Source organism: Acinetobacter sp. IK23 (assembly GCF_035615275.1).
Classification (GTDB): domain Bacteria; phylum Pseudomonadota; class Gammaproteobacteria; order Pseudomonadales; family Moraxellaceae; genus Acinetobacter; species Acinetobacter seifertii.
Genome location: NZ_JANBNX010000005.1, coordinates 98,450 through 122,188, shown reverse-complemented (window position 1 = coordinate 122,188; position 23,739 = coordinate 98,450). Strand labels below are relative to the sequence as shown.

At 38.7% G+C, this 23,739-nt stretch carries 20 protein-coding genes and 1 pseudogene; 15 read left to right on the top strand and 6 right to left on the bottom strand.

Translation table 11 applies throughout. The features are described from left to right. Nucleotides 1-38: 38 nt before the first annotated feature. From lipB to rpoD, 3 genes are all read right to left on the bottom strand, one after another. Entirely contained in the window at nt 39-692 is a 654-nt protein-coding gene (gene lipB, locus MSG95_RS05850) for a lipoyl(octanoyl) transferase LipB (protein WP_324624619.1), read from the bottom strand. Nucleotides 693-873: 181 nt separating this feature from the next. Continuing rightward, nucleotides 874-1,161, bottom strand: a complete 288-nt coding sequence (locus MSG95_RS05845) for a YbeD family protein (protein ID WP_002051390.1) — start codon at nt 1,159-1,161, stop codon at nt 874-876. A 97-nt stretch (nt 1,162-1,258) separates the two neighbouring features. Continuing rightward, on the bottom strand, nt 1,259-3,145 hold the full coding sequence (rpoD, locus tag MSG95_RS05840; protein WP_004705884.1) for an RNA polymerase sigma factor RpoD: 1,887 nt from the start codon (nt 3,143-3,145) through the stop codon (nt 1,259-1,261). Nucleotides 3,146-3,503: 358 nt separating this feature from the next. On the opposite strand from rpoD, the gene MSG95_RS05835 reads away from it, so the two are divergent. From MSG95_RS05835 to MSG95_RS05825, 3 genes are all read left to right on the top strand, one after another. Next, entirely contained in the window at nt 3,504-3,710 is a 207-nt protein-coding gene (locus MSG95_RS05835) for a PA3496 family putative envelope integrity protein (protein ID WP_000099358.1), read from the top strand. Nucleotides 3,711-3,782: 72 nt separating this feature from the next. Beyond that, the gene (locus tag MSG95_RS05830; protein ID WP_004705885.1) at nt 3,783-4,307 is read left to right on the top strand and encodes a YecA family protein; all 525 of its coding nucleotides are present in this window, start codon (nt 3,783-3,785) and stop codon (nt 4,305-4,307) included. A 226-nt stretch (nt 4,308-4,533) separates the two neighbouring features. Beyond that, a complete protein-coding gene (locus MSG95_RS05825; protein ID WP_324624618.1) occupies nt 4,534-5,655 on the top strand; it encodes a hypothetical protein in 1,122 nt (373 codons plus the stop codon). 37 nt (nt 5,656-5,692) lie between these two features. On the opposite strand, the gene MSG95_RS05820 is transcribed toward MSG95_RS05825, so the two are convergent. Next, complete coding sequence (locus MSG95_RS05820) at nt 5,693-6,625, bottom strand: rhodanese-related sulfurtransferase (protein ID WP_004705888.1); 933 nt, start codon at nt 6,623-6,625, stop codon at nt 5,693-5,695. A 111-nt stretch (nt 6,626-6,736) separates the two neighbouring features. Here MSG95_RS05820 and MSG95_RS05815 point away from each other — a divergent pair, with 111 nt between their 5' ends. Further along, nucleotides 6,737-7,222, top strand: coding sequence for a DUF1289 domain-containing protein (locus MSG95_RS05815; protein ID WP_004705889.1), 486 nt, complete (start codon nt 6,737-6,739; stop codon nt 7,220-7,222). A 69-nt stretch (nt 7,223-7,291) separates the two neighbouring features. On the opposite strand, the gene gltA is transcribed toward MSG95_RS05815, so the two are convergent. Then, complete coding sequence (gene gltA / locus MSG95_RS05810; RefSeq protein WP_004705890.1) at nt 7,292-8,566, bottom strand: citrate synthase; 1,275 nt, start codon at nt 8,564-8,566, stop codon at nt 7,292-7,294. 950 nt (nt 8,567-9,516) lie between these two features. Between gltA and sdhC the strand changes: the two genes are divergently transcribed. The 10 genes and pseudogenes from sdhC (at nt 9,517) to sucD (ending at nt 21,178) form a co-directional block, all read left to right on the top strand. Further along, a complete protein-coding gene (gene sdhC / locus MSG95_RS05805) occupies nt 9,517-9,918 on the top strand; it encodes a succinate dehydrogenase, cytochrome b556 subunit (RefSeq protein WP_001984863.1) in 402 nt (133 codons plus the stop codon). After that, nucleotides 9,918-10,283, top strand: coding sequence for a succinate dehydrogenase, hydrophobic membrane anchor protein (sdhD, locus tag MSG95_RS05800; protein WP_003655454.1), 366 nt, complete (start codon nt 9,918-9,920; stop codon nt 10,281-10,283). Before sdhC ends, sdhD begins: the two co-directional genes overlap by 1 nt. A gap of 12 nt (nt 10,284-10,295) precedes the next feature. Further along, entirely contained in the window at nt 10,296-12,131 is a 1,836-nt protein-coding gene (sdhA, locus tag MSG95_RS05795; protein ID WP_004705891.1) for a succinate dehydrogenase flavoprotein subunit, read from the top strand. 14 nt (nt 12,132-12,145) lie between these two features. Beyond that, nucleotides 12,146-12,856, top strand: coding sequence for a succinate dehydrogenase iron-sulfur subunit (locus tag MSG95_RS05790; RefSeq protein ID WP_004705893.1), 711 nt, complete (start codon nt 12,146-12,148; stop codon nt 12,854-12,856). 283 nt (nt 12,857-13,139) lie between these two features. Then, nucleotides 13,140-13,268, top strand: a pseudogene (locus MSG95_RS05785) (hypothetical protein). Nucleotides 13,269-13,425: 157 nt separating this feature from the next. Further along, nucleotides 13,426-16,266 carry a 2-oxoglutarate dehydrogenase E1 component gene (locus tag MSG95_RS05775; RefSeq protein ID WP_004705894.1) on the top strand — a complete coding sequence of 947 codons (2,841 nt, stop codon included), beginning with the start codon at nt 13,426-13,428 and terminating at the stop codon, nt 16,264-16,266. Next, nucleotides 16,266-17,462, top strand: a complete 1,197-nt coding sequence (gene odhB, locus MSG95_RS05770) for a 2-oxoglutarate dehydrogenase complex dihydrolipoyllysine-residue succinyltransferase (RefSeq protein ID WP_004705895.1) — start codon at nt 16,266-16,268, stop codon at nt 17,460-17,462. Before MSG95_RS05775 ends, odhB begins: the two co-directional genes overlap by 1 nt. A 62-nt stretch (nt 17,463-17,524) precedes the next feature. After that, the gene (gene lpdA / locus MSG95_RS05765; protein ID WP_002051272.1) at nt 17,525-18,958 is read left to right on the top strand and encodes a dihydrolipoyl dehydrogenase; all 1,434 of its coding nucleotides are present in this window, start codon (nt 17,525-17,527) and stop codon (nt 18,956-18,958) included. Between the two features lie 148 nt (nt 18,959-19,106). Continuing rightward, complete coding sequence (gene sucC, locus MSG95_RS05760) at nt 19,107-20,273, top strand: ADP-forming succinate--CoA ligase subunit beta (RefSeq protein ID WP_001048573.1); 1,167 nt, start codon at nt 19,107-19,109, stop codon at nt 20,271-20,273. Between the two features lie 14 nt (nt 20,274-20,287). Further along, nucleotides 20,288-21,178 (top strand): succinate--CoA ligase subunit alpha, encoded by an 891-nt coding sequence (sucD, locus tag MSG95_RS05755; protein ID WP_000114637.1) that lies wholly within the window; start codon nt 20,288-20,290, stop codon nt 21,176-21,178. Nucleotides 21,179-21,587: 409 nt separating this feature from the next. On the opposite strand, the gene trpS is transcribed toward sucD, so the two are convergent. Next, nucleotides 21,588-22,601 carry a tryptophan--tRNA ligase gene (gene trpS, locus MSG95_RS05750; RefSeq protein WP_004705897.1) on the bottom strand — a complete coding sequence of 338 codons (1,014 nt, stop codon included), beginning with the start codon at nt 22,599-22,601 and terminating at the stop codon, nt 21,588-21,590. A gap of 205 nt (nt 22,602-22,806) precedes the next feature. Between trpS and MSG95_RS05745 the strand changes: the two genes are divergently transcribed. Then, the gene (locus MSG95_RS05745) at nt 22,807-23,736 is read left to right on the top strand and encodes a DUF808 domain-containing protein (protein WP_004705899.1); all 930 of its coding nucleotides are present in this window, start codon (nt 22,807-22,809) and stop codon (nt 23,734-23,736) included. Nucleotides 23,737-23,739: the final 3 nt, after the last annotated feature.

Here is a 23,739-nt window from a genome sequence, read left to right as displayed (position 1 = left end):
AATTACTCTAATATATTTTTATTCCATCTCAAAATCATTTATTCAATTTTGACTTCAGGGTCATTAAAGTGACCAGATGTCTTAATATACTCAATAAAGTCCTGACAAAGTTGTTCAAATGATGGATATGGAGTCACCAAATCTTGTATGCGAACCATTTCCAAACCAGCATAACCGCATGGGTTAATTGTTTGAAAACCAGTTAATGCACAGTCTAGGTTTAAGGCTAGACCATGATAACTACGACCACGACGAATTTTGAAACCTAAGGAACCTATTTTTCTGTCATTTACATATACACCTGGAGCATCAGGTTTTGCATATGCTTCAATATTATATTTCTTTAAAACATCTATCATAAATTGTTCAGCAAAACTGACTAATGTACTCACATTCCACTTCAGACGATTAAGATCAAACATGAAGTAAGCAACGAGTTGACCAGGTCCATGCCATGTCACTTGCCCACCACGGTCAGTTTGAACCACAGGAATGTTAGATGGAATTAGAATATGCTCAGGTTTTCCTGCCTGACCTTGAGTTAGAACTTCGTGATGCTGGAGTAACCACAGCTCATCGGGTGTATTTTCATCACGTTGATTAGTCAGGTTTTTCATCAATTCGAATTTGCTTTGATAATCTTGTAAATCGTTCCACTGACGAATAATCAAAGTGGGTTTATCAAGGCTCATTAAACATTTTCCTGTGCGATGTACTTAACAGAAGAGCAACTTCACTTTTAGGTTGTGAAAATATGCTCTTGATGAGTTTAAAGTATTTTGCTTAAACGATTCTAAATATTTGTAATTATTTATAATAAGCTTGATAGAAATAAAAATGCCATGACACGAAATTTGTCATGGCATCTTAAAATTAAAGTGCAGTTCTGATCTGCGGGCAAGCAGCCAAGTCTGCATACAAAGCATGAACTTGTTCCAATTCATCAAAACGTAATTGTGCGGTTAATGAATGGTATTTGCCTGTACGAGATTCTTGTACTTTTAACGTTGATTGGTCAAAGTCAGGAAAATGTTTCACTAGAATATCAACTACAGCTATACGTAATTCTTCACCCGCATCGCCAATCAGTTTAATTGGATAGTCCATTGGAAATACCCAAAGGTCTTCACGGAGTTCGCGAGATGGAGTGCGGTCTAACATAAGTAACCTCATCATGTGAAACGCCTGCATCATCGCAGGCGTTTGTAGCTCTTTCTATTAAATGGGGACTAGTACCGAAATTTCAAGATTTCAGAACTTAGTCATTCTCTAAGAAAGAACGCAAGTGTTCAGAACGAGAAGGGTGACGTAATTTACGTAATGCTTTCGCCTCGATTTGACGAATACGTTCACGCGTTACATCAAACTGTTTACCAACTTCTTCTAAAGTATGGTCAGTTGGCATATCGATACCAAAACGCATTTTCAATACTTTAGCTTCACGTTCAGTTAAGTTTTCTAGAACTTCACGAGTTGCTTCTTTTAAGCCTTCTGAAGTCGCAGCATCAATTGGAGAAGTGATGTTCTGGTCTTCAATAAAGTCCCCAAGATGCGAATCTTCATCATCACCAATTGGAGTTTCCATTGAAATAGGTTCTTTAGCAATTTTAAGAACCTTACGAACTTTAACTTCATCCATTTCCAAACGTTCACCTAACTCTTCTGGAGTAGGTTCACGGCCCATTTCCTGCAATAACTGACGAGAAACACGGTTAATCTTGTTAATCGTTTCAATCATATGTACAGGAATACGAATTGTACGTGCTTGGTCTGCGATAGAACGGGTAATTGCCTGACGAATCCACCAAGTTGCATAAGTCGAGAATTTATAACCGCGACGGTATTCAAACTTGTCTACAGCTTTCATCAAGCCAATGTTCCCTTCTTGAATCAAGTCAAGGAACTGTAAACCACGGTTGGTGTATTTCTTCGCAATCGAAATTACCAAACGAAGGTTAGCTTCTACCATTTCTTTTTTAGCACGACGAGCTTTGGCTTCACCAATCGCCATACGTTTAGAAATATCTTTAATTTCAGCAACGCTTAAATTAAGTTCTTTCTCAATATCTGCAATCTTTTGCTGGAATGCTAGAACATCTGGACGAACTTTTTCTAAATGCGCCTTAATTTCAGCAGGAGCTTTAGCAATTTGTTCATCTAACCAAGCTGGATTAGATTCTTGTTTTGGGAAAGATGTACGGAATTGAGTACGATCCATACGACCACGACGTACTGCATAACGCATAATTTCACGTTCATTAGCACGGATTTGTTCGTGAGTGCCACGAATCATTTCTGAAATGATGTCAAATAAACGTGGAGTAAATTTAAACATCATGAATACAGTTGCCAAAGACTCAAGTGCTTCATTTGCTTCACGGCTATTACGGCCATGTTTTTCAATAATAGCTTTTGTTTGAGTCCATGCTGCTTCTAATTCAGTAAAACGAACTTTTGCAACTTCTGGGTCAGGACCTGAATCACCTTCAGAGTCATCATCACCTTCAGATTCTTCTTCCTCATCGTCATCATCAAGCTTAACTTCTTTTGTTGATTTTGAAGATGATTCGTCTTCTTCCTCAAGTTCCTCAACGTCTTCCAAAACTTCAGGAATATCTTCATCAGTTTCAGGATCGAGGTAACCAGATAAAATATCTGCAAGACGACGTTCGCCAGTTAAAAAATCATTATATTCTTTTAATACAACTTCAACCGCATTTGGCCAGTAAGCAATTGAATTCAGGACATCACGAATCCCTTCTTCAATACGTTTGGCAATGCTGATTTCACCTTCACGGGTTAATAGTTCTACTGTACCCATTTCACGCATGTACATACGTACAGGGTCTGTCGTACGTCCAGGCTCATTTTCAACCGATGCAAGTACGGCAGCAGCTTCTTCTTCAGCAACTTCATCTGCTGTGTCAGTTGACTCACCGAACATAGTATCGTCAGATTCAGGTGCACGCTCGTGTACAGGAATACCAACGTCTTGAAGCATCTGAATAATGTCTTCAATCTGTTCGCTTTCAGTAATCGAGTCCGGCAGATGATCGTTAACCTCAGCGTAAGTTAAGTAACCTTGTTCTTTGCCTCGGCTAATCAGAGCCGCTACTTGAGAAGTAGGGGAATGCATATCGCTCATCTTTGCTTACTCTTTGTTGAATCTGTGGCAGTGAAAAACCGTGCATGATAGCACAATTTGCTTGAAATGTTTTGGCTTTGATCGATGACCGTTAAATAAAAAATATCTTTGAATTCACGACTATTTTTTGAATATTGGGCTAAAATCATTTTTTTCAAGTTTAAATCATAGAAAAATTTGTACAAATCTTCCCTTATCGAAAGATTATGGTGTTTTATAAATACACAATTTTTTGGGTGAAAAACAGTACAAATGAGCAATTAAATGAAAAAAATATAAATAAAACTTGACAAGGAAAAGTAAGAAAGATAAATAGCGGCTAGACCCATTCACATTTTTTCATTATGAGGTAGTTTTAGTGTCTTCTACAGATTTTGAACTAGATGATAACTACGGCGATGATGATGATGTCGGTTTTGATGAGTCATCAGGCAAAATCAGTGCAAAAGAATCGTTGGAAAAACGTAGATTAATTGATGATCTATTGGCACAGCGTCGTTTAGAGCGTGAGTTAAAAGATTTCGATTATGATTTAGACGATGATGATCTTGATGATGAAGACTGATCAAAACTAAATAGGGCATCGTCGGCTTAAGTGCTATGCTATCGTCAATTTCTTTTAAAGTCAGGTAACACAATGAGTGCATTAGATTTAGACCAGTTAAGTGAATATCTAGATGGAGACCACAATGAGTATGGTCTAGACTTTGCTGCAACTCATGGTTTTTTATGTGCAATTGCAGTAGGTCCTCAATTTGACCGTTGGTTAGATGAATTATTTGATAGTAACCATAAAAAGGTTCCTGCTGAGATCATTCTTCAAATCAAACTTTGGTTAGAGTCGATTCGTCAAGATTTAGCAAATGAAAATGGAATTGAATTTCCATTTGAAGTTGAGGAAGCGGATGTTGAGTCAAGTCTAGGCGATTGGAGTGTTGGTTTTGTTGACGCAATGTTCTTAAACGAAGAAGCATGGTTTGCTCCTGAGTATGAAGAACAATTGGTTGATTTAACTTTACCGATCATGGTTTTTAGCGGAATTGATGAAGAAGATCCACAGATGGAATCTTTCCGTCGCAATGGACAGTTAATGGATGAACTGGCAGAAGAAATTCCAGATAATTTGAATGAATTATATTTGATGTATCACACTCCAAATTAATTTATTAGAAGAAATAATAAATAACGTCCTTTCTAGGGCGTTTTTTATGTTTTAATTATTTTTAATACATAATTAAATATAATGTTTTGACATTAATTTTATTTCTATATAATCACGTGCAAATTTTTTGATATCAATTTCTTAATCAAAAAATTAATTTATTTCGCCATGAATATTTTTTATTGGTGATATGAAAATCTTTAATGCTTTAATAACGTGATTTAATATGAAAATAATTTTTAAAATTACGGGCGTACTCTCAGTAATATTACTTGTAGCCTGTGGTAATGAAAATAGCAAAAGTGTCAGTGAAGAAAAAATTGCACAATCAACCCAAAATCAAGTTGCTTATAAAGTAATCTCTGGTACTGCATTTTCAACTTCTGCTTTAAATGGGGAAAATGTAACAGCAATTTGTAAAGATGGGTTTGGTTTTAAAGATAATGTAATTGTTAATGCACAAGGACAATGGCAAGGAGAAATAGACACCAGTAAATTTCCTTGTCGTTTAGAGGTGAAAGCTAATGGGCAAACTTATCATAGTTATATCGATCATGAGGGAAGTGTAAATATTAACCCGCTTACGGATATGGTTGTTGCTTATGCAAGTAACCAGGTTCCTGTAACGTGGTATCAATCTGGAAGTATAACTAAAGAAAAGTTAAATTTGGCAAATTCTGCTTTGGTAGCTGAACTTATTAAAAAGGGATACGGTATTAATAATGATATAGATCTATTTAATACTGAGATGAAAGCAAATAACCCTATTCCTCAAGCTATTCAAGAGTTGTTGGAAACTATTAAGAATAATGGAAATATTAAAGACTATGATGCACTGTTAATGTTAATTAAAGATGGAAATTTATCTCAAATACCTGAGAAAATAGAATTTCTAAATAATAGTGTAGCAAAAGTTTTTGGCTTTAATAAAGATGCTTGCCAAGCACTTCCGAAAACAGAAAATATGGAACAATATAATAAATGCTCTGAGAAGGTTATTGATGATTTTTCAGAAAGTAATTTAGTTGCTACTGATTCTGATGAAAAATGTATTTTAGTTAAACAAGGCAATAAAGTAAGTTTAACTAAAGGGAATCAAACAGTATCAGCATTATTAGATAAAGAACAAGAGGATGGCATGGACTTTACTTTTGATGAAGGTGAACTAGAAATTGTAGATCTTATAATTAATACAGGGCCTTACACAGATATAAATACTTATAGTCAGATTGGATTAGACTTTTCTGGTGATGGGAAGTTGAGGGGGGGTGTTGGAAAGTCTCCAACAGTGCCTTCAATGAATTGTGCTAGCCCAGAGTTTAAAAAGCTAATGGAGCTTTATAAGTAAATTAAAAAAAGGGCATCATTTGATGCCCTTTTTTTAATTATAAGCGTTTGCGTTTAGCTGCGGCAATTTGTGATTGGCGCATGCGGAAGCCAGCTTTTTGTTTTTCAGTTGTTTTGTCGATGCAATACACGCATGAAACACCATGTTCATAACTTGGAAGCGCAGACTCTTCCGGAGTTAAAGGCCAGCCACAAGCATGACATTTAATGTTTGCACCTTCTTCAACACCATGAGTTACAGCAGTACGTCCATCAAATACGAAACATTCACCTTCCCAAAGGCTTTCATCCGCTGGAGTTTCTTCTAAGTATTTAAGAATACCGCCTTTTAAGTGGTAAACCTCTGTAAATCCTTCTTGAAGAAGTAAAGATGTTGATTTCTCACAACGAATACCGCCAGTACAGAACATCGCAATTTTTTTGTCTTTGTGTTGTTCTAGCTCTTTTTTAACGTATTCTGGAAACTCACGGAATGTTTCTGTTTTAGGGTCAATCGCACCTTTAAAGGTACCAGCCTTATATTCATAATCATTACGTGTATCGATTAGAATAACATCATCACGTGCAATTAAATCATTCCATTCTTTAGGATCAAGATAGTGACCAACTAAATCGCGAGGTTTTACTTCTACGCCTAAAGTTACAATTTCTTTTTTAAGTTTAATTTTCATTTTACGGAAAGGTTTATCGGAGCTATGGGACTCTTTATATTCCATCGCTTTAAAACCTTCGTTTAACAAAAATTGATGAATTTTATCAATTGCCTCACGGTCCCCAGCCACGGTACCATTAATTCCTTCGCCTGCTACAATTAGAGTTCCACAAAGGTTGATTGTTTTCACTAAGTCTAAAAGACGTTGTTGAAGATCGGCAGGATCTTGAACTTCTTTAAATTGATATAGTGCTGCAACAACCCAACCCGCGGTCGCTTGCTGTTCTACAGGTGCAAGCTGTTCTACAGTAGCGTTCATGGAAAACTCCAAATGTATTAAGATAGAAATTTAAGGCGCATATTTTAGCGCGAAAATGAGTAATAAGCGAGAAAACCATAAAAAGTATATGGTTTATTTAAGGAGTTTGTTTTGAGTAATGATCATCGAACGCTCTCTCTCACCCCATGTGCAGGGCGTTGTTCAACAGTTTTTGGTGATCAGGTATGTCGTGGTTGTCGCCGTTTTAACCATGAAGTCATTCAATGGAATACTTATACAGCAGAGCAGCGTTTGGCTGTCTGGAAACGCTTAGATGATCAATTGAACCAAATCTTGGTACCTATGCTGCCTCATGCAAATCTCCAGCATGTCGAGGGTTTTATTCTAAGTAAACGTGTTCGTTTGATGGAAGGGGCGAGTAAAGGTCGTAAGCTTTATCATGCCTTAAAAATCTGTGAAAAAAATAAACATCTTGCCTCAGAAAGTGGTTTGGGTATTTTAGATTCTCAAGTTAAAACAATTTGGGATGAATTTGAAAGACGCGTCTTGGCTTTGGCTAAAGCAAGTTATGAATTGGCTTGGTTAAGAGCTGATGGTATTAGTCATCACTTGTTAAATATGTTTGAAGAAGAATAATTTTTAAAAAACTTATTTATAAAAAAGCTGCCAAGAGGCAGCTTTTTTACATTAATGTTCTCTCGAATATTAACGCTTGATGTCACGTTGAACTTCACCAGTGTAAAGCTGACGTGGACGACCAATTTTGTAAGGGCCGCTGTGCATTTCTAACCAGTGGCTGATCCAACCAACTGTACGTGCAAGAGCGAAGATTACAGTAAACATTTCTGTTGGAATACCAATCGCTTTAAGGATGATACCAGAGTAGAAGTCTACGTTAGGGTAAAGTTTACGCTCAACAAAGTACGGGTCGTTTAGTGCAATGCGCTCAAGTTCCATAGCAAGTGCTAATTGAGGATCATTGATACCTAAAGCTTCAAGTACTTCGTCACAAGTTTGTTTCATGACTTTAGCACGTGGGTCGAAGTTTTTGTAAACGCGGTGACCGAAGCCCATAAGTTTAACTTCTTTGCGCTTAACTTTTTCCATGAATTCTGCAACGTTTTCAACGCTACCGATTTCATCAAGCATCTTAAGAACTGCTTCGTTTGCACCACCGTGAGCAGGTCCCCAAAGAGCAGAGATACCAGCAGAGATACATGCATACGGGTTTGCACCAGTAGAACCAGCAAGACGAACTGTAGAAGTAGACGCATTTTGTTCATGGTCAGCATGAAGCGTGAAAATACGATCCATTGCACGAGCAAGAACAGGATTAACTTTGTAATCACGGTCAGCAGGAGTAGCAAACATCATGTGTAAGAAGTTTTCCGCATAACTTAAATCGTTACGTGGATAGATGAATGGTTGACCTACTGTGTATTTATAACTCCAAGCAGCAAGTGTTGGAATTTTTGCAATTAAACGAATTGCAGTGATTTCACGGTGGTTAATGTCTTCGATGTCAAGATTGTTGTGATAGAACGCAGATAATGCACCAACAACACCAACCATGATTGCCATAGGGTGAGCATCACGACGGAAACCATTGAAGAAACGGCTAACTTGATCGTGAACCATAGTGTGAGCACGAACTTTCGTATCAAACTCAACTTTTTGTTCAGCAGTTGGGAGCTCGCCATTTAATAATAAATAACAAGTTTCAAGATAGTCTGCTTGAGTTGCTAGTTGGTCAATCGGGTAACCACGGTGTAATAAAATACCTTTGTCACCATCAATGAAAGTAATTTTAGATTCGCATGCGGCTGTCGCCATAAAACCAGGATCGAAAGTAAAATGACCTTCTTTCAGTATGCTGCTCACATCAATTACATCTGGACCTAAAGTGCCACTGTAGATTGGTAATCCAATTTCTTTGCCATCAAGATGTAATACGGCTTTTTTGCCATTTGCTTCAGACATTCAATAGATCTCCTGTCCTGGTGAATGATTATCTGACTCGAAATCCTAATTTTCTCATGTGCGAATCAGACGGTGTCAAAATTTGCTATAAGATTAGTGAGTACTGAAATTTTGTCAATTATACTTATGGATAAAAAATGACGTTCCCACAGAGAGTTAGTCATTAAGACCCGAGCAAAAAAGTCAGTAAAATCACTGCATCGGGATGGTATCATAAGTCAATTCAATAAGAACGTGCAGAAAAAAAATGAAGGGTGAGTACAATTGTAAGCAAATTTATAAATAAAAAATTAGACTCAGAACTGGTTATAAAATGCCAATTTGCTTAAAAAAATCATAAAACTCAGTCTGTAATTTTAAATTGTGATTCAAAAATAACCTAATTATCACCATTTGTTAATTCCAAAAGTTGTACTTTTTTTAAGTTTAATTGTTTAAAAAATAGCTTGTTGATCATGTTGTAAAAATTAAAACTCATTTTTTGTAAAAATAGTGCTCATTGTTAAGAGTCAAGTGGCTCTTTATTGCTTTTAATATAAAAAGGGTGTTAATTATTTTTAAATAAAGTTATTAAAATTAGGGTGTAAGCGCAATTTTGGTTTATCCTTTTGATTAGACTTGATGAATTATTAACTTTATCTTTAGTCTAAAACGCACTTATTTTAAATAAAGCAGTAGAAAAGATTTTTTTTATAAAAGATGAGATTAAACAAGCACATGTTTTGTTTAATTTTAACTTTTGTACAGGGAGGATTGCTGTTTAGCTGTGTGAATGATTCTTATTTAATGAGTTTTTGCGGAAAAGGCAAAGTGGATTGTTTGTATTTTGATATTTCGCGTTTTATAATTCAGTGTCGTTTATAGGTTAGGCATGAGCTGTGCTTGCCTAACAATGCCAGCTTTCCTTGGAATTAATTCAACAAACTCCGGTCGGAGTTTCTACCTACAGGATGCCCGCTGTGAAAAGCAACAGACCTGTCAATTTGTCCATGGGTCAGGTGTTAGCGGTAAATTTACGCTCACCCGTGGCTATTGCATCAATTTTACACCGTTTATCAGGTGTCATCGTTTTCTTATTAGTACCAGTTCTATTATGGATTTTAGATAAATCATTATCTTCGCCAGAAGGATTTGACTACGTTAAAAATGTCGTTTTCGGAAATATCCTTGTACGTTTTGTCGTGTGGGTATTTGTAGCCGGCTTAATTTTCCACTTTATTGCTGGGGTTAAGCATTTGCTTGCAGATCTAGGTTTTGCTGAAGAACTGCAAAGCGGTCGTATTGCAGCGACAATTTCATTGATCTTATCTGTGGTAGCCATTATCGCAGCCTTTGTATGGATTATGTTCTAATGAAAAGTGCTACAGGTTTAACAGGTTCAGGTTCTCGTGATTGGTTTATCCAGCGTGTAAGTGCTGTAGTATTGGCAGCTTATACTGTTGTTCTTTTGGGTTGGATTCTCTGCAAAGGCGGATTTGACTATCAACAATGGGCTGGCTTCATGATGACATTACCAATGAAGATTTTTTCTTTATTGGCAATTTTGTCGCTTATCGCACACGCATGGATTGGTATGTGGCAGGTTTTCACTGACTACGTCACTACTCGTCAAATGGGTCCTTCAGCGAAAGGTTTACGCCTTGTACTGACTACGGCTGTCATTATTGCAGTGTTTGTGTACGCAATCTGGGGTATCCAGATTTTCTGGGCGAATTGATAGGAAGATATCATGGGCGCGATAACCCCTAAAGAAGATTATTCAAATATTCAAAACCTCACTTTCGATGCTGTTATCGTTGGTGGTGGTGGTTCTGGTATGCGTGCATCTTACCAACTTGCTCAAGCAGGTTTGAAAGTTGCAGTACTTACTAAAGTTTTCCCAACACGTTCACATACAGTTGCTGCTCAAGGCGGTATCGGTGCGTCGTTAGGTAACATGCAAGAAGATAACTGGCATTTCCACTTTTACGACACAGTAAAAGGTTCTGACTGGTTAGGTGACCAAGACGCAATTGAGTTTATGTGTCGTGAAGCGCCAAAAGTTGTATATGAACTAGAACACATGGGTATGCCGTTTGACCGTAACGCCGATGGTACAATTTACCAACGTCCGTTCGGTGGTCACTCTGCGAACTATGGTGATAAACCAGTTCCACGTGCTTGTGCTGCTGCTGACCGTACTGGTCACGCATTATTACACACGCTTTATCAAAGCAACGTGAAAATGGGTACTCAATTCTTCGTTGAATGGATCGCTCTTGATTTGATCCGTAACGAAGCAGGTGATGTACTCGGTGTAACTGCAATTGACCAAGAAACTGGCAACATCGCAGTATTCCAAGCCAAAGCAACATTGTTTGCAACTGGTGGTGCTGGTCGTGTTTACCGTGCATCAACAAACGCTTATATCAACACTGGTGACGGTCTTGGTATGGCTGCTCGTGCTGGTATTCCATTACAAGATATGGAATTCTGGCAGTTCCACCCTACAGGTGTTGCGGGCGCAGGCGTATTGTTAACTGAAGGTTGTCGTGGTGAAGGTGCAATCCTTCGTAATAAAGACGGCGAACCGTTCATGGAACGTTATGCGCCGACTTTAAAAGACTTGGCTCCACGTGACTTCGTATCACGCTCTATGGATCAAGAAATTAAAGAAGGTCGTGGTTGTGGTCCAAAAGGTGATTATATTTTGCTTGATATGACTCACTTGGGTGCTGACACAATTATGAAGCGTTTACCATCTGTATTTGAGATTGGTAAAAAATTCGCAAACGTAGACATTACTAAAGAACCAATTCCAGTAGTACCAACAATCCATTACCAAATGGGTGGTATTCCTACGAATATGCATGGTCAAGTGTGCTTACCAGAACCTGGTACAGACAACTACACTAAACCTGTAAAAGGTTTCTATGCAATTGGTGAATGTTCTTGCGTATCAGTACATGGTGCAAACCGTTTAGGTACTAACTCACTTCTTGACTTAGTTGTATTTGGTAAAGCTGCTGGTGAGCACATTATCGACTACGTAACTAAGCACCATGGTGATGAATATGCACCGCTTCCAACAAAGGTATTAGAGCAAACTTTAGAGCGCGTGCGTAAGTTGGATGACTCAACTACTGGTGAAAACGCTCAAGAAGTTGCTGATGCAATTCGTGATATCGTTCAAGATCACGCGGGTGTATTCCGTACTCAAGCTTTACTTGATAAAGGTGTTAAAGAGATTCTTGCTCTTGAGCCACGTGTACGTAACATCCACTTGAAAGATAAATCTAAAGTATTTAACACTGCGCGTGTTGAAGCGCTTGAAGTTGAAAACTTATATGAAGTTGCAAAAGCTACATTAATTTCAGCTGCTGCGCGTAAAGAATGTCGTGGTGCGCATACGGTAGTTGATTATGAATTACCAGCTGATCACCCAACTTATTCATACGGTCGCCGTGATGATGAGTGGATGAAACATACTTTGTGGTATTCATCAGATAACCGTTTGGAATATAAGCCAGTGCGCTTCAAGCCGTTAACTGTTGATGCAATTCCACCAGCACCACGTACATTCTAATCGGGAGTATAAAGATGAGTAGAGGTACTCGTACGTTCGAAATCTACCGCTATGATCCTGATAAGGATAAAGCGCCGTACATGCAAACTTTCAAACTTGAATTGACTGATAAGCACCGTATGTTGCTTGATGCATTGCTTGCTTTGAAAGTTCAAGACGAAACGTTAACATTCCGTCGTTCATGCCGTGAAGGTATTTGTGGTTCGGATGGTGTGAACATCAATGGTAAAAATGGTTTGGCTTGTTTATGGAATTTAAACGACCTACCTGAGAAAATTGTAATTCGTCCATTGCCAGGTTTGCCTGTTATTAAAGATTTGGTTGTTGATATGAACCAATTCTATGATCAATATGACAAAATTCAGCCATTCTTGATCAATAACCAACCAGCTCCACCTAAAGAGCGTTTGCAGTCTCCTGAAGAGCGTGAACACTTGAATGGTTTGTATGAATGTATTCTTTGTGCATGTTGTTCAACTTCATGTCCATCATTCTGGTGGAACCCTGATAAATTCTTGGGTCCTTCAGCATTGTTGAATGCATACCGTTTTATTATCGACTCTCGTGATACTGCAACAGCAGATCGTTTGGCTCGTCTTGACGATCCATTCAGCTTATTCCGCTGTAAAGGTATTATGAACTGTGTGTCAGTATGTCCTAAAGGTTTGAATCCAACAAAAGCAATCGGTCATATCCGTAACATGTTGTTAGATCAAGCGGGTTAATTCTGCGCAAATAGGAAACGCACATCCTTGATGTGCGTTTTTTTTTAACTTTATAATACGCACCTTATACTTTAGTCGGTAAAATAGGGGTTTTTATATAAAGCACCATATATTAATAGATAAAATTGGATATGTATTTCGCCAATTTATAGATGGTATGTGTCAAAAAAATCAATCGTTCGTTAAGAACATGATACGATTTGCCACAAAGTTATAGGTGAAAAAAGCGTATACTAGTGAAATTAAATTAAGTGGCACGATCTTAGATCAGTGCTTAATTTTTATGGTCAAAGTCATTTTAGAAAAGTTAATTGTATAGTTAATTTTTCTAAAAAGATTTGCAAAAAATTGCTCGGTTTTAATCGAGTATAAGGTGAGTGATGATGCCATTGAGGGCGTTGTGATTCATTAATTACCTATGGAGTTTTCTCTCTAGGTAGTATGACGCCCCATGGTCGTAAAGACCTGTTGGGTAAGTAGTGTCATTTTTACCGATTTGACATTATGCATCATGGGTGTGCTTAAAAGGCAGCCTGTAATATTTTTTGCAATAGGAAATGGGTCCACAAATGCAAGAAGTTGCTGACGCATTGCGTCTTGACACTGAACTTTCCGCTGATAGTGCAGCGTATATTGAAGAACTTTACGAGCAGTACCTGACTTCCCCAACCTCTGTAGCTGAGGACTGGCGCCAATATTTCGATAAATATCCAAAAGGTGACCAACCACACAGCGCTGTGCGTGAGCAATTCCTATTACTAGGACGTAATGCTAACCGTGTTCAACCTGTTGTACAAAGTACTGTAAGTACTGAGCATGAGCGTCGTCAAATTGGCGTTTTACAACTTATTGCTGCTTATCGCAATCGCGGACATCAAAAAGCTAAATTAGATCCATTAGGTCTTGCTAAGCGTGAAGATATTCCTGATTTAGATCTTTCAGCACATGGTTTAACCAAATCAGATTTAGACACAGTATTCAACACAGGCAATCTTGAGATTGGTAAGAGTGAAGCAACTCTTGCTGAAATGATTGAAGCAATGGAAGCAATCTATTGTGGTTCAATCGGTGTTGAATACATGCATATCGTGGACACAAAAGAGAAGCGTTGGATTCAACAACGTCTTGAAAGTGCCCGTGGTAAGTTCAATTACTCAAATGATCAAAAGAAAGGCTTCTTAGAGCGTTTAACTGCTGCTGAGGGTCTAGAAAAATATCTTGGTAATAAATACGTCGGCGCTAAACGCTTTGGTGTTGAAGGCGGCGAATCTTTTATTCCTATGGTAAACGAGATTATCCAGCGTGCTGGTGCTGTAGGTTGTAAAGAAGTTGTTATCGGTATGCCACACCGTGGCCGTTTGAACCTTCTTGTTAATATTATGGGTAAAAATCCTGCGGACTTATTTGGTGAGTTCGAAGGTAAATCAATTCATAAAAAAGGTTCAGGTGACGTTAAATACCACCAAGGTTTCTCAAGTAATGTAATGACTCCAGGTGGCGAAGTTCACTTGGCATTGGCATTTAACCCATCTCACTTGGAAATTGTTGGTCCTGTAGTTGAAGGTTCTGTACGTGCACGTCAAGTACGTCGTAGAGACATCGGCGGTGATGACGTATTACCAGTTATTGTTCATGGTGATGCTGCATTTGCAGGTCAAGGCGTGAACATGGAAACCTTCCAAATGTCACAAACTCGTGGCTATACGGTTGGTGGTACGGTTCATATCATTGTGAACAACCAAGTTGGTTTCACAACTTCTGATCCGCGTGATGCGCGTTCTACAGAGTACTGTACAGACGTTGCTAAAATGATTCAGGCGCCGATTTTCCATGTAAATGGCGATGATCCTGAAGCAGTTATCTTTGCTACTCAATTAGCACATGATTTCCGTCACGAATTCCGTAAAGATGTTGTTATCGATTTGTTCTGTTATCGCCGTCGCGGCCATAACGAAGCAGATGAGCCATCTGGTACACAACCATTGATGTATCAAGTAATTGCGAAGAAAGCAACTACTCGTACACTTTATGCTGATCAACTTGTACAACAGAAAGTACTTGATCGTGCTGAAGCGGATCAAATGGTTGAAGATTACCGTTCTGACTTAGAAGCGGGTAATCATGTAGCAAACGCATTGATTCTTGAACCAAATACCAAAATGTTTGTTGATTGGACTCCATATTTGGGCCATGACTACACAGACGATTGGGATACTTCATTCGACTTGAACCGCCTTAAAGAATTAGGCGAGGGCATGAGCAAACTTCCTGAAGGGTTTGTAATGCAGCGTCAAGTTCAAAAAGTAATTGAAGATCGCGTGAAAATGCAAACTGGTGAAACTCCTTTGAACTGGGGTGCAGCAGAAACTTTAGCTTATGCAACTTTATTAGATGAAGACTATCTAGTTCGTATTACTGGTGAAGACGTGGGTCGTGGTACCTTCTCACACCGTCATGCGAAATTGCATAACCAAGCTGATGGTTCAACTTACATTCCACTTTGTCATGTTAAAGAGAACCAACCACGTTTTGCGATTTACGATTCTTTATTATCTGAAGAAGCAGTTCTTGCATTCGAATATGGTTACGCGACTACAATTCCTAAGAGCTTGATTATTTGGGAAGCACAATTTGGTGACTTCGTAAACTGTGCTCAAGTTGTGATTGACCAGTTTATTGCTTCTGGTGAGACTAAGTGGGAGCGTGTTTGTGGTTTAACAATGTTGTTACCACACGGTTTCGAAGGTCAAGGTCCAGAGCATTCTTCAGCTCGTTTAGAACGTTTCTTACAGTTATGTGCTGAAGATAACATGCAAGTGATCACTCCAACGACACCTGCACAGATTTTCCATGCATTACGTCGTCAAGCTGTACGCCCAATTCGTAAGCCATTGATCGTAATGTCACCAAAATCTTTACTTCGTCATAAACTTGCAACTTCTACTTTAGAAGAACTTGCAAATGGTTCATTCCAAACTGTAATTGACGAAATCGATCAAATTAACAAGTCAGATGTAACTCGTCTTGTACTTTGTGGCGGTAAAGTTTATTACGACTTACTCGAAAAACGTCGTGAAGAAAACTTAACTAATGTTGCAATCGTACGTATTGAACAGTTGTATCCATACCCAGAGCAACGTCTTGCAGAAATCTTGGCTGCTTATCCAAATGTGAAAGAACTCGTTTGGGCACAAGAAGAGCCGAAGAACCAAGGCGCATGGTTATTTATTGCACCGCGTTTATATGACGATATCTTAAAATCTGGCAAACAAATCCGTATCAGTTTTGCAGGTCGTGAAGCTTCTGCTGCACCAGCTTGTGGCTCACCGTACTTGCATGCAAAACAACAAGCTCAGCTAATTAATGATGCATTGGCAATCGAAGCTGAACAATCAGGAGATTCTCAATAATGGCAACCGAAATTAAAGCACCGGTATTCCCAGAGTCTGTTGCAGATGGCACCATCGCAACTTGGCATAAAAAGGTGGGTGAACCTGTATCACGTGATGAAGTAATCTGTGATATTGAAACCGACAAAGTTGTTTTAGAAGTTGTTGCTCCTGCAGATGGTAGCTTGGTTGCAATCATTAAAGGTGAAGGCGATACAGTTCTTTCTGACGAAGTTATTGCTCAATTCGAAGCTGGTGCTGGTGCAGCGGCTGCTGCTCCTGCTGCGGTAGAACAAGCAGTTGCTCAAACTCAAGCTGGTGCAGCTCCTGTTGTTGAACGTACAGAAACTGTATCTGATCAAGCTCCTGCGGTTCGTAAAGCTTTAACTGAATCTGGTATTGCTGCTGCTGACGTACAAGGTACTGGCCGTGGTGGTCGTATCACTAAAGAAGATGTTGCAAACCATCAAACTAAACCAGCTGCTAACGTTACTCCGTTAAGTGTTGCTGTTGGTGAGCGTATCGAAAAACGTGTTCCAATGACTCGTTTACGTAAGCGTGTTGCTGAGCGTCTTCTTGCTGCAACTCAAGAAACTGCAATGTTAACTACATTTAACGAAGTTAACATGAAGCCAATCATGGAATTGCGTAAGCAATATAAAGATGCTTTCGAAAAGCGTCATGGTGCTCGTTTAGGCTTCATGTCATTCTTCGTTAAAGCAGCAACTGAAGCGCTTAAACGCTACCCAGCTGTAAATGCTTCAATTGATGGCGACGATATCGTTTATCACGGTTACTATGACATCGGTGTTGCAGTATCTTCTGATCGTGGTCTTGTTGTTCCAGTATTACGTGATACTGACCGTATGAGCTATGCAGAAGTTGAAGCAGGTATTGCTGCTTATGCTGGTAAAGCACGTGACGGTAAATTATCTATCGAAGAAATGACTGGTGGTACTTTCACAATCACTAACGGTGGTACTTTCGGTTCATTGCTTTCAACTCCTATTTTGAACCAACCGCAAACTGGTATCTTGGGTATGCACAAAATCCAAGAGCGTCCTATGGCGGTAAATGGTCAAGTTGAAATCTTGCCAATGATGTACTTAGCGCTTTCTTATGACCACCGTATGATCGATGGTAAAGAAGCTGTAGGTTTCTTGGTAGCAATCAAAGAATTGTTAGAAGAGCCAGCTAAACTCATTCTTGATCTTTAATTTCTTCGAATAAATACCTACCAGGGTAGAGTGATCCTCTATCCTGGTTTATGGAGATAAAAATGTCTCAACAATTTGATCTTGTTGTCATCGGCGGTGGTCCTGGTGGTTATGAAGCTGCGATTCGCGCTGCTCAACTAGGCTTCAAAGTCGCTTGTATTGAAAAACGTATTCACAACGGTAAGCCTTCTTTAGGTGGTACTTGCTTAAACGTAGGTTGTATCCCTTCTAAAGCTTTGCTTGATTCTTCTCATCGTTATGAAGATACAGTGCATCACTTAGCTGATCACGGTATTACAACTGGTGAAGTGAATTTCGATCTTGCAAAACTTCTTGCTCGTAAAGACAAAATTGTTGACCAATTGACTGGCGGTATCGATCAATTGCTTAAAGGCAACGGTATTGAGTGGTTAAAAGGTACAGGTAAATTACTTGCTGGTAAAAAAGTTGAGTTCGTTTCTCATGAAGGTGAAACTCAAGTTTTAGAACCTAAATACGTAATTCTTGCGTCTGGTTCTGTGCCTGTAAATATTCCTGTAGCTCCTGTAGATCAAGACATTATTGTTGATTCAACTGGCGCATTAAACTTCCCAGAAGTACCTAAGCGTTTAGGTGTGATCGGTGCTGGTGTAATCGGTTTAGAGCTTGGTTCAGTATGGCGTCGTCTTGGTGCTGAAGTTGTTGTATTTGAAGCAATGGATGCATTCTTACCAATGGCTGATAAAGCTTTGGCAAAAGAATACCAAAAGCTTTTAACTAAGCAAGGTCTTGATATTCGCGTTGGTGCTAAAGTTTCTGGCACTGAAGTTAATGGTCGTGAAGTGACTGTTAAATACACTCAAGGTGGCGAAGAGAAAACTCAAACTTTTGACAAATTAATCGTTTGTGTTGGCCGTAAAGCATATGCAGAAGGTTTATTGGCTGAAGATTCAGGCATTAAATTAACTGAACGTGGTTTAGTTGAAGTAAATGATCACTGTGCAACTTCTGTAGAAGGTGTATACGCGATTGGTGACTTGGTTCGCGGTCCAATGCTTGCTCATAAAGCAATGGAAGAAGGTGTAATGGCTGTTGAACGTATTCACGGTCATGCAGCTCAAGTGAACTATGACACAATCATTTCTGTTATCTATACACACCCTGAAGCGGCGTGGGTAGGTTTAACTGAAGAGCAAGCTAAAGAAAAAGGTCATGAAGTAAAAACTGGTCAATTCGGTTTTGCTGTAAATGGTCGTGCTTTAGCTGCTGGTGAGGGCGCAGGTTTTGTTAAGTTCGTTGCTGATGCAAAAACTGACCGTTTATTAGGTATGCATGTCATTGGACCTGCAGCATCTGATATCGTTCACCAAGGTATGATCGCTCTTGAATTTGTATCTTCAGTTGAAGATCTTCAGTTGATGACTTTTGGTCACCCAACATTCTCTGAAGTTGTTCATGAAGCTGCACTTGCTGTAGATGGTCGTGCAATTCACGCGATTCAACGTAAGCGTAAATAAAATTAAAGAGCGGTTCTCCGCTCTTTTTCACATTCGATGGTGTGATTAAAAAATCATCAAGTTGATAGACGTAGACAGCAATTTGCATATACAACATGAGAATGTTGCGCAAATTGAAGACAACAAACAAAGTTAAGTAGGTAACTAAATGAACTTACATGAGTATCAAGCTAAAGCGTTATTGAAAGAATATGGTATGCCGGTACAAGAAGGTATCTTGGCAACCAATGCAGACGAAGCAGTTGCTGCATTTGAACAGCTTGGTGGTAAATTCGCTGTAATGAAGGCGCAAGTTCATGCTGGTGGTCGTGGTAAGGCTGGTGGCGTTAAAGTTGCAAAATCTAAAGAAGATGTTATCGAATTTGCAAACAATATCATTGGTACTCGTCTTGTAACGTATCAAACTGATGCAAATGGTCAACCAGTAAACAGCATCATTGTTGCTGAAGACGTATATCCAGTTGAGCGTGAGCTTTACTTGGGCGCGGTTGTAGATCGTTCTAGCCGTCGTATTACTTTCATGGCTTCTACAGAAGGTGGTGTAGAAATCGAGAAAGTTGCTGAAGAAACTCCAGAAAAAATTATCAAAGTTGAAGTTGATCCATTAGTTGGCTTACAACCATTCCAAGCACGTGAAGTTGCGTTTGCTTTAGGTTTGAAAGACAAACAAATCGGTCAATTCGTAAAAATCATGACAGCTGCTTACCAAGCATTTGTTGAAAACGATTTTGCTTTATTTGAAATTAACCCACTTTCAGTTCGTGAAAATGGCGAAATTTTATGTGTAGACGCGAAAGTAGGTATCGACTCTAACGCGCTTTACCGTTTACCTAAAGTTGCTGCTTTACGTGACAAATCTCAAGAGAATGAGCGTGAATTAAAAGCATCTGAATTTGATCTTAACTATGTTGCTTTAGAAGGTAACATCGGTTGTATGGTTAACGGTGCTGGTCTTGCAATGGCAACTATGGACATCATTAAACTTTATGGTGGTCAGCCTGCAAACTTCCTTGACGTTGGTGGCGGTGCAACTAAAGAGCGCGTAATCGAAGCGTTCAAAATCATCCTTGCTGATACATCTGTACAAGGTGTTTTAATCAACATCTTCGGTGGTATCGTACGTTGTGACATGATTGCTGAAGCAATTATTGCAGCGGTTCAAGAAGTAAACGTAACTGTTCCAGTTGTTGTTCGTTTAGAAGGTAACAACGCTGAGTTAGGTGCTAAATTACTTGATGAATCTGGTTTGAAATTAATTTCTGCGAACGGTTTGTCTGATGCCGCAGAAAAAGTTGTAGCTGCAGTTAAAGCGTAAGGGGAGTATCAATCATGAGCGTATTAATTAATAAAGACACTAAAGTATTGGTACAAGGTTTTACTGGTAAAAACGGTACTTTCCACTCTGCACAAGCTTTAGACTACGGTACAAAAGTTGTTGGTGGTGTTACTCCAGGTAAAGGTGGTACAACTCACCTTGACTTACCAGTATTCAACACAATGAAAGAAGCTGTACGTGAAACAAATGCAGATGCATCTGTAATCTATGTACCAGCTCCATTCGTTTTAGACTCAATCGTTGAAGCGGTTGATTCAGGTGTTGGCCTAATCGTTGTGATCACTGAAGGTGTTCCAACAATCGACATGCTTAAAGCAAAACGTTATTTAGAAACTAACGGTAACGGTACTCGTTTAGTTGGTCCTAACTGCCCAGGCGTGATCACTCCAGGTGAATGTAAGATCGGTATTATGCCTGGTCACATCCACCAACCAGGTCGTATTGGTATTATCTCACGTTCAGGTACATTGACTTATGAAGCGGTTGCTCAAACAACTAAGCTTGGTTTAGGTCAGTCTACTTGTATCGGTATTGGTGGTGACCCAATCCCAGGTATGAACCAAATTGAAGCTCTTCAATTGTTCCAAGACGATCCAGATACTGATGCAATCATCATGATCGGTGAGATCGGTGGTACAGCGGAAGAAGAAGCTGCTGAATTCATCAAATCTAACGTGACTAAGCCTGTAGTAGGTTACATCGCTGGTGTAACTGCTCCTAAAGGTAAGCGTATGGGTCACGCTGGTGCGATCATTTCTGGTGGTCAAGGTACTGCTGAAGAGAAATTTGCTGCATTTGAAAAAGCAGGTATGGCTTACACTCGTAGCCCAGCTGAGCTTGGTTCAACTATGTTGCAAGTATTAAAAGAGAAAGGTTTAGCTTAATAGCTTCCTTGAATCTTTAAAAAATACCGCATCTGAAAAATGATGCGGTATTTTTTTGCATCATTGAAAAGTAGCATAAAATGAAATAAGAAATAATAAGGCTAAAAAAAGACAAAAAAATACGCAATGATTGGGGTGATCATTGCGTAGAACAACGAATCTGTTAAAAACAGTTTCGGCTTAAGGAGAAATGTCGTGAGGTTCATATCAACCTACTTAAGCTATATTAGTTAAGGTTTAATATTTCTTCATTAAGGTTCGCGTTAATTAGTGTTACTTCACGTTAAAAGGGTAAGTGCATGTGAATCATTATAAATATATTAACAATGTAAAATTTTAAACTATTGAATCTTAATGTAATTATAAAAAAAGCCCCGTAGGGCTTTTCATTTATATGTCTACTCTAGAGTTAAAACTTAAATAAGCCTAAGCCATCTTTAACTTCATCTAAAGTTTGTTGAGTAATGATTCGGCATTTGTCAGTACCTTGACGTAAAACATCCATAATGTAATCAGGATCTTTAGCAAGTTCTTCACGGCGTTCACGAATAGGTGTAATTAATTCTTTTAACACACCTTCAAGACGTTTTTTAACAGTACCGTCACCAAGACCACCGCGTCGATAATGCGCTTTTAATTCTTCAACTTCTTCTTTATTTGGATCAAATGCATCTAAATAAGTAAATACAATGTTTCCTTCAACTTGACCTGGATCTTCAATACGAAGGTGATTTGGGTCAGTGTACATTGCATTTACAGCTTTCTTAATGTCTTTGTCAGAAGCATTTAAAACAATGGTATTGCCTAATGACTTAGACATTTTCGCTTTACCATCAAAACCTGGTAAACGAGCCATATTAGAAAGTAAGGCTTTACATTCAGGTAAAAGGTCTTGACCAATTTGGCGATTCACACGACGGACCACTTCATTGGTTTGTTCAATCATTGGAATCTGATCTTCACCCACTGGTACTACAGTTGCTTTAAAAGCCGTAATATCAGCAGCCTGTGCAACAGGGTAGCAAAGGAAACCAGCAGGAATGTCACGTTCAAAACCACGCATTTGAATTTCAGATTTGATAGTCGGGTTACGTTCCAAACGAGCTACAGTTACAAAGTTAAGATATAACATTGTAAGCTCATTTAATGCTGGTAAACATGACTGTACGCAAATCGTGGTCTTAGTTGGATCAATACCAACTGCTAAATAATCTAGAGCAACTTCCAAAATATTGCGACGTACTTTATCTGGGTTATCTGCATTGTCAGTTAGGGCTTGTGCATCTGCTAATAAGAGATGTTGATGATGGCTATCCTGTAAACCTACACGTGAACGCAAAGAACCGACAAAATGCCCAAGATGAAGTTGTCCGGTTGGGCGGTCGCCTGTCAAAATAATTGGACGCTGATCAACATTACTCATTATTTATTCCACTATCGTATTGGCTTAATCAGGGATAGTAAGCCCTGTAATATAAAGATTGGCATTATTGTACGGGAAATAAAATTTTTTCGTCAGCGATTGGTTAAACTTTCTTAAAATAATATTGTGAATTTATTCAGTAAAATTACAGAAACTAGAATATTTCATCTTACAATAGCCAGATAAATACAACCTTGGATAAGAAATGGCAAGTGGCTTACTTTTATTACTAGATGATATTGCAACAATTTTAGATGATGTCGCTTTAATGAGCAAAATGGCAGCAAAGAAAACTGCTGGTGTTTTAGGAGATGATTTGGCCTTAAATGCACAACAGGTAACTGGTGTGCGCGCTGATCGTGAACTACCTATTGTGTGGAAAGTCGCTAAAGGTTCATTAGTTAATAAGCTTATTTTAGTACCTTTGGCGTTATTAATCAGTGTGATTGCTCCTTGGTTGATTAACCCGCTATTGATGCTAGGTGGCTTATTTTTATGTTATGAAGGTGTTGAAAAGGTTCTTCATACCATCATGCATAAAAAAGCTTCGACCTCTCAAGAAGCAGAAAAAGAGTTTAATAATGAAGAGTTAGATTTAGAAGCCTTTGAAAAAGAGAAAGTAAAAGGAGCTATTCGAACTGACTTTATTTTATCTGCTGAAATTGTTGTTATTTCTTTAGGTACAGTTGCTACTGCTGCTTTAATGACAAAAATAAGTGTCCTTAGCATTATTGCTGTTGTGATGACACTAGGTGTTTATGGCTTGGTTGGTGTGATTGTTAAAATTGATGATTTAGGATTATATTTAACAAAACAAGCTGCTTCTTTCAAACAAACATTGGGACGTGCTTTACTTGCTTTTGCTCCTCTTTTGATGAAGTTACTTTCTATTGTTGGAACTATTGCAATGTTTTTAGTAGGTGGAGGGATTATTAACCATACGATTCCTTTACTTCATCATATTACTGAAGATACGGTCGATCATTTAGAAACTATACCTGCGGTCGGAAATATTATTGGTGCTTTAACACCAACATTGATGAACTTTGCGATAGGAATGATTGCTGGTGCCGTTGTATTACTTATCGTAAGTTTAATACAAAAAATTTGGCCTAAAAAAGCATCGAACTCTTGATGC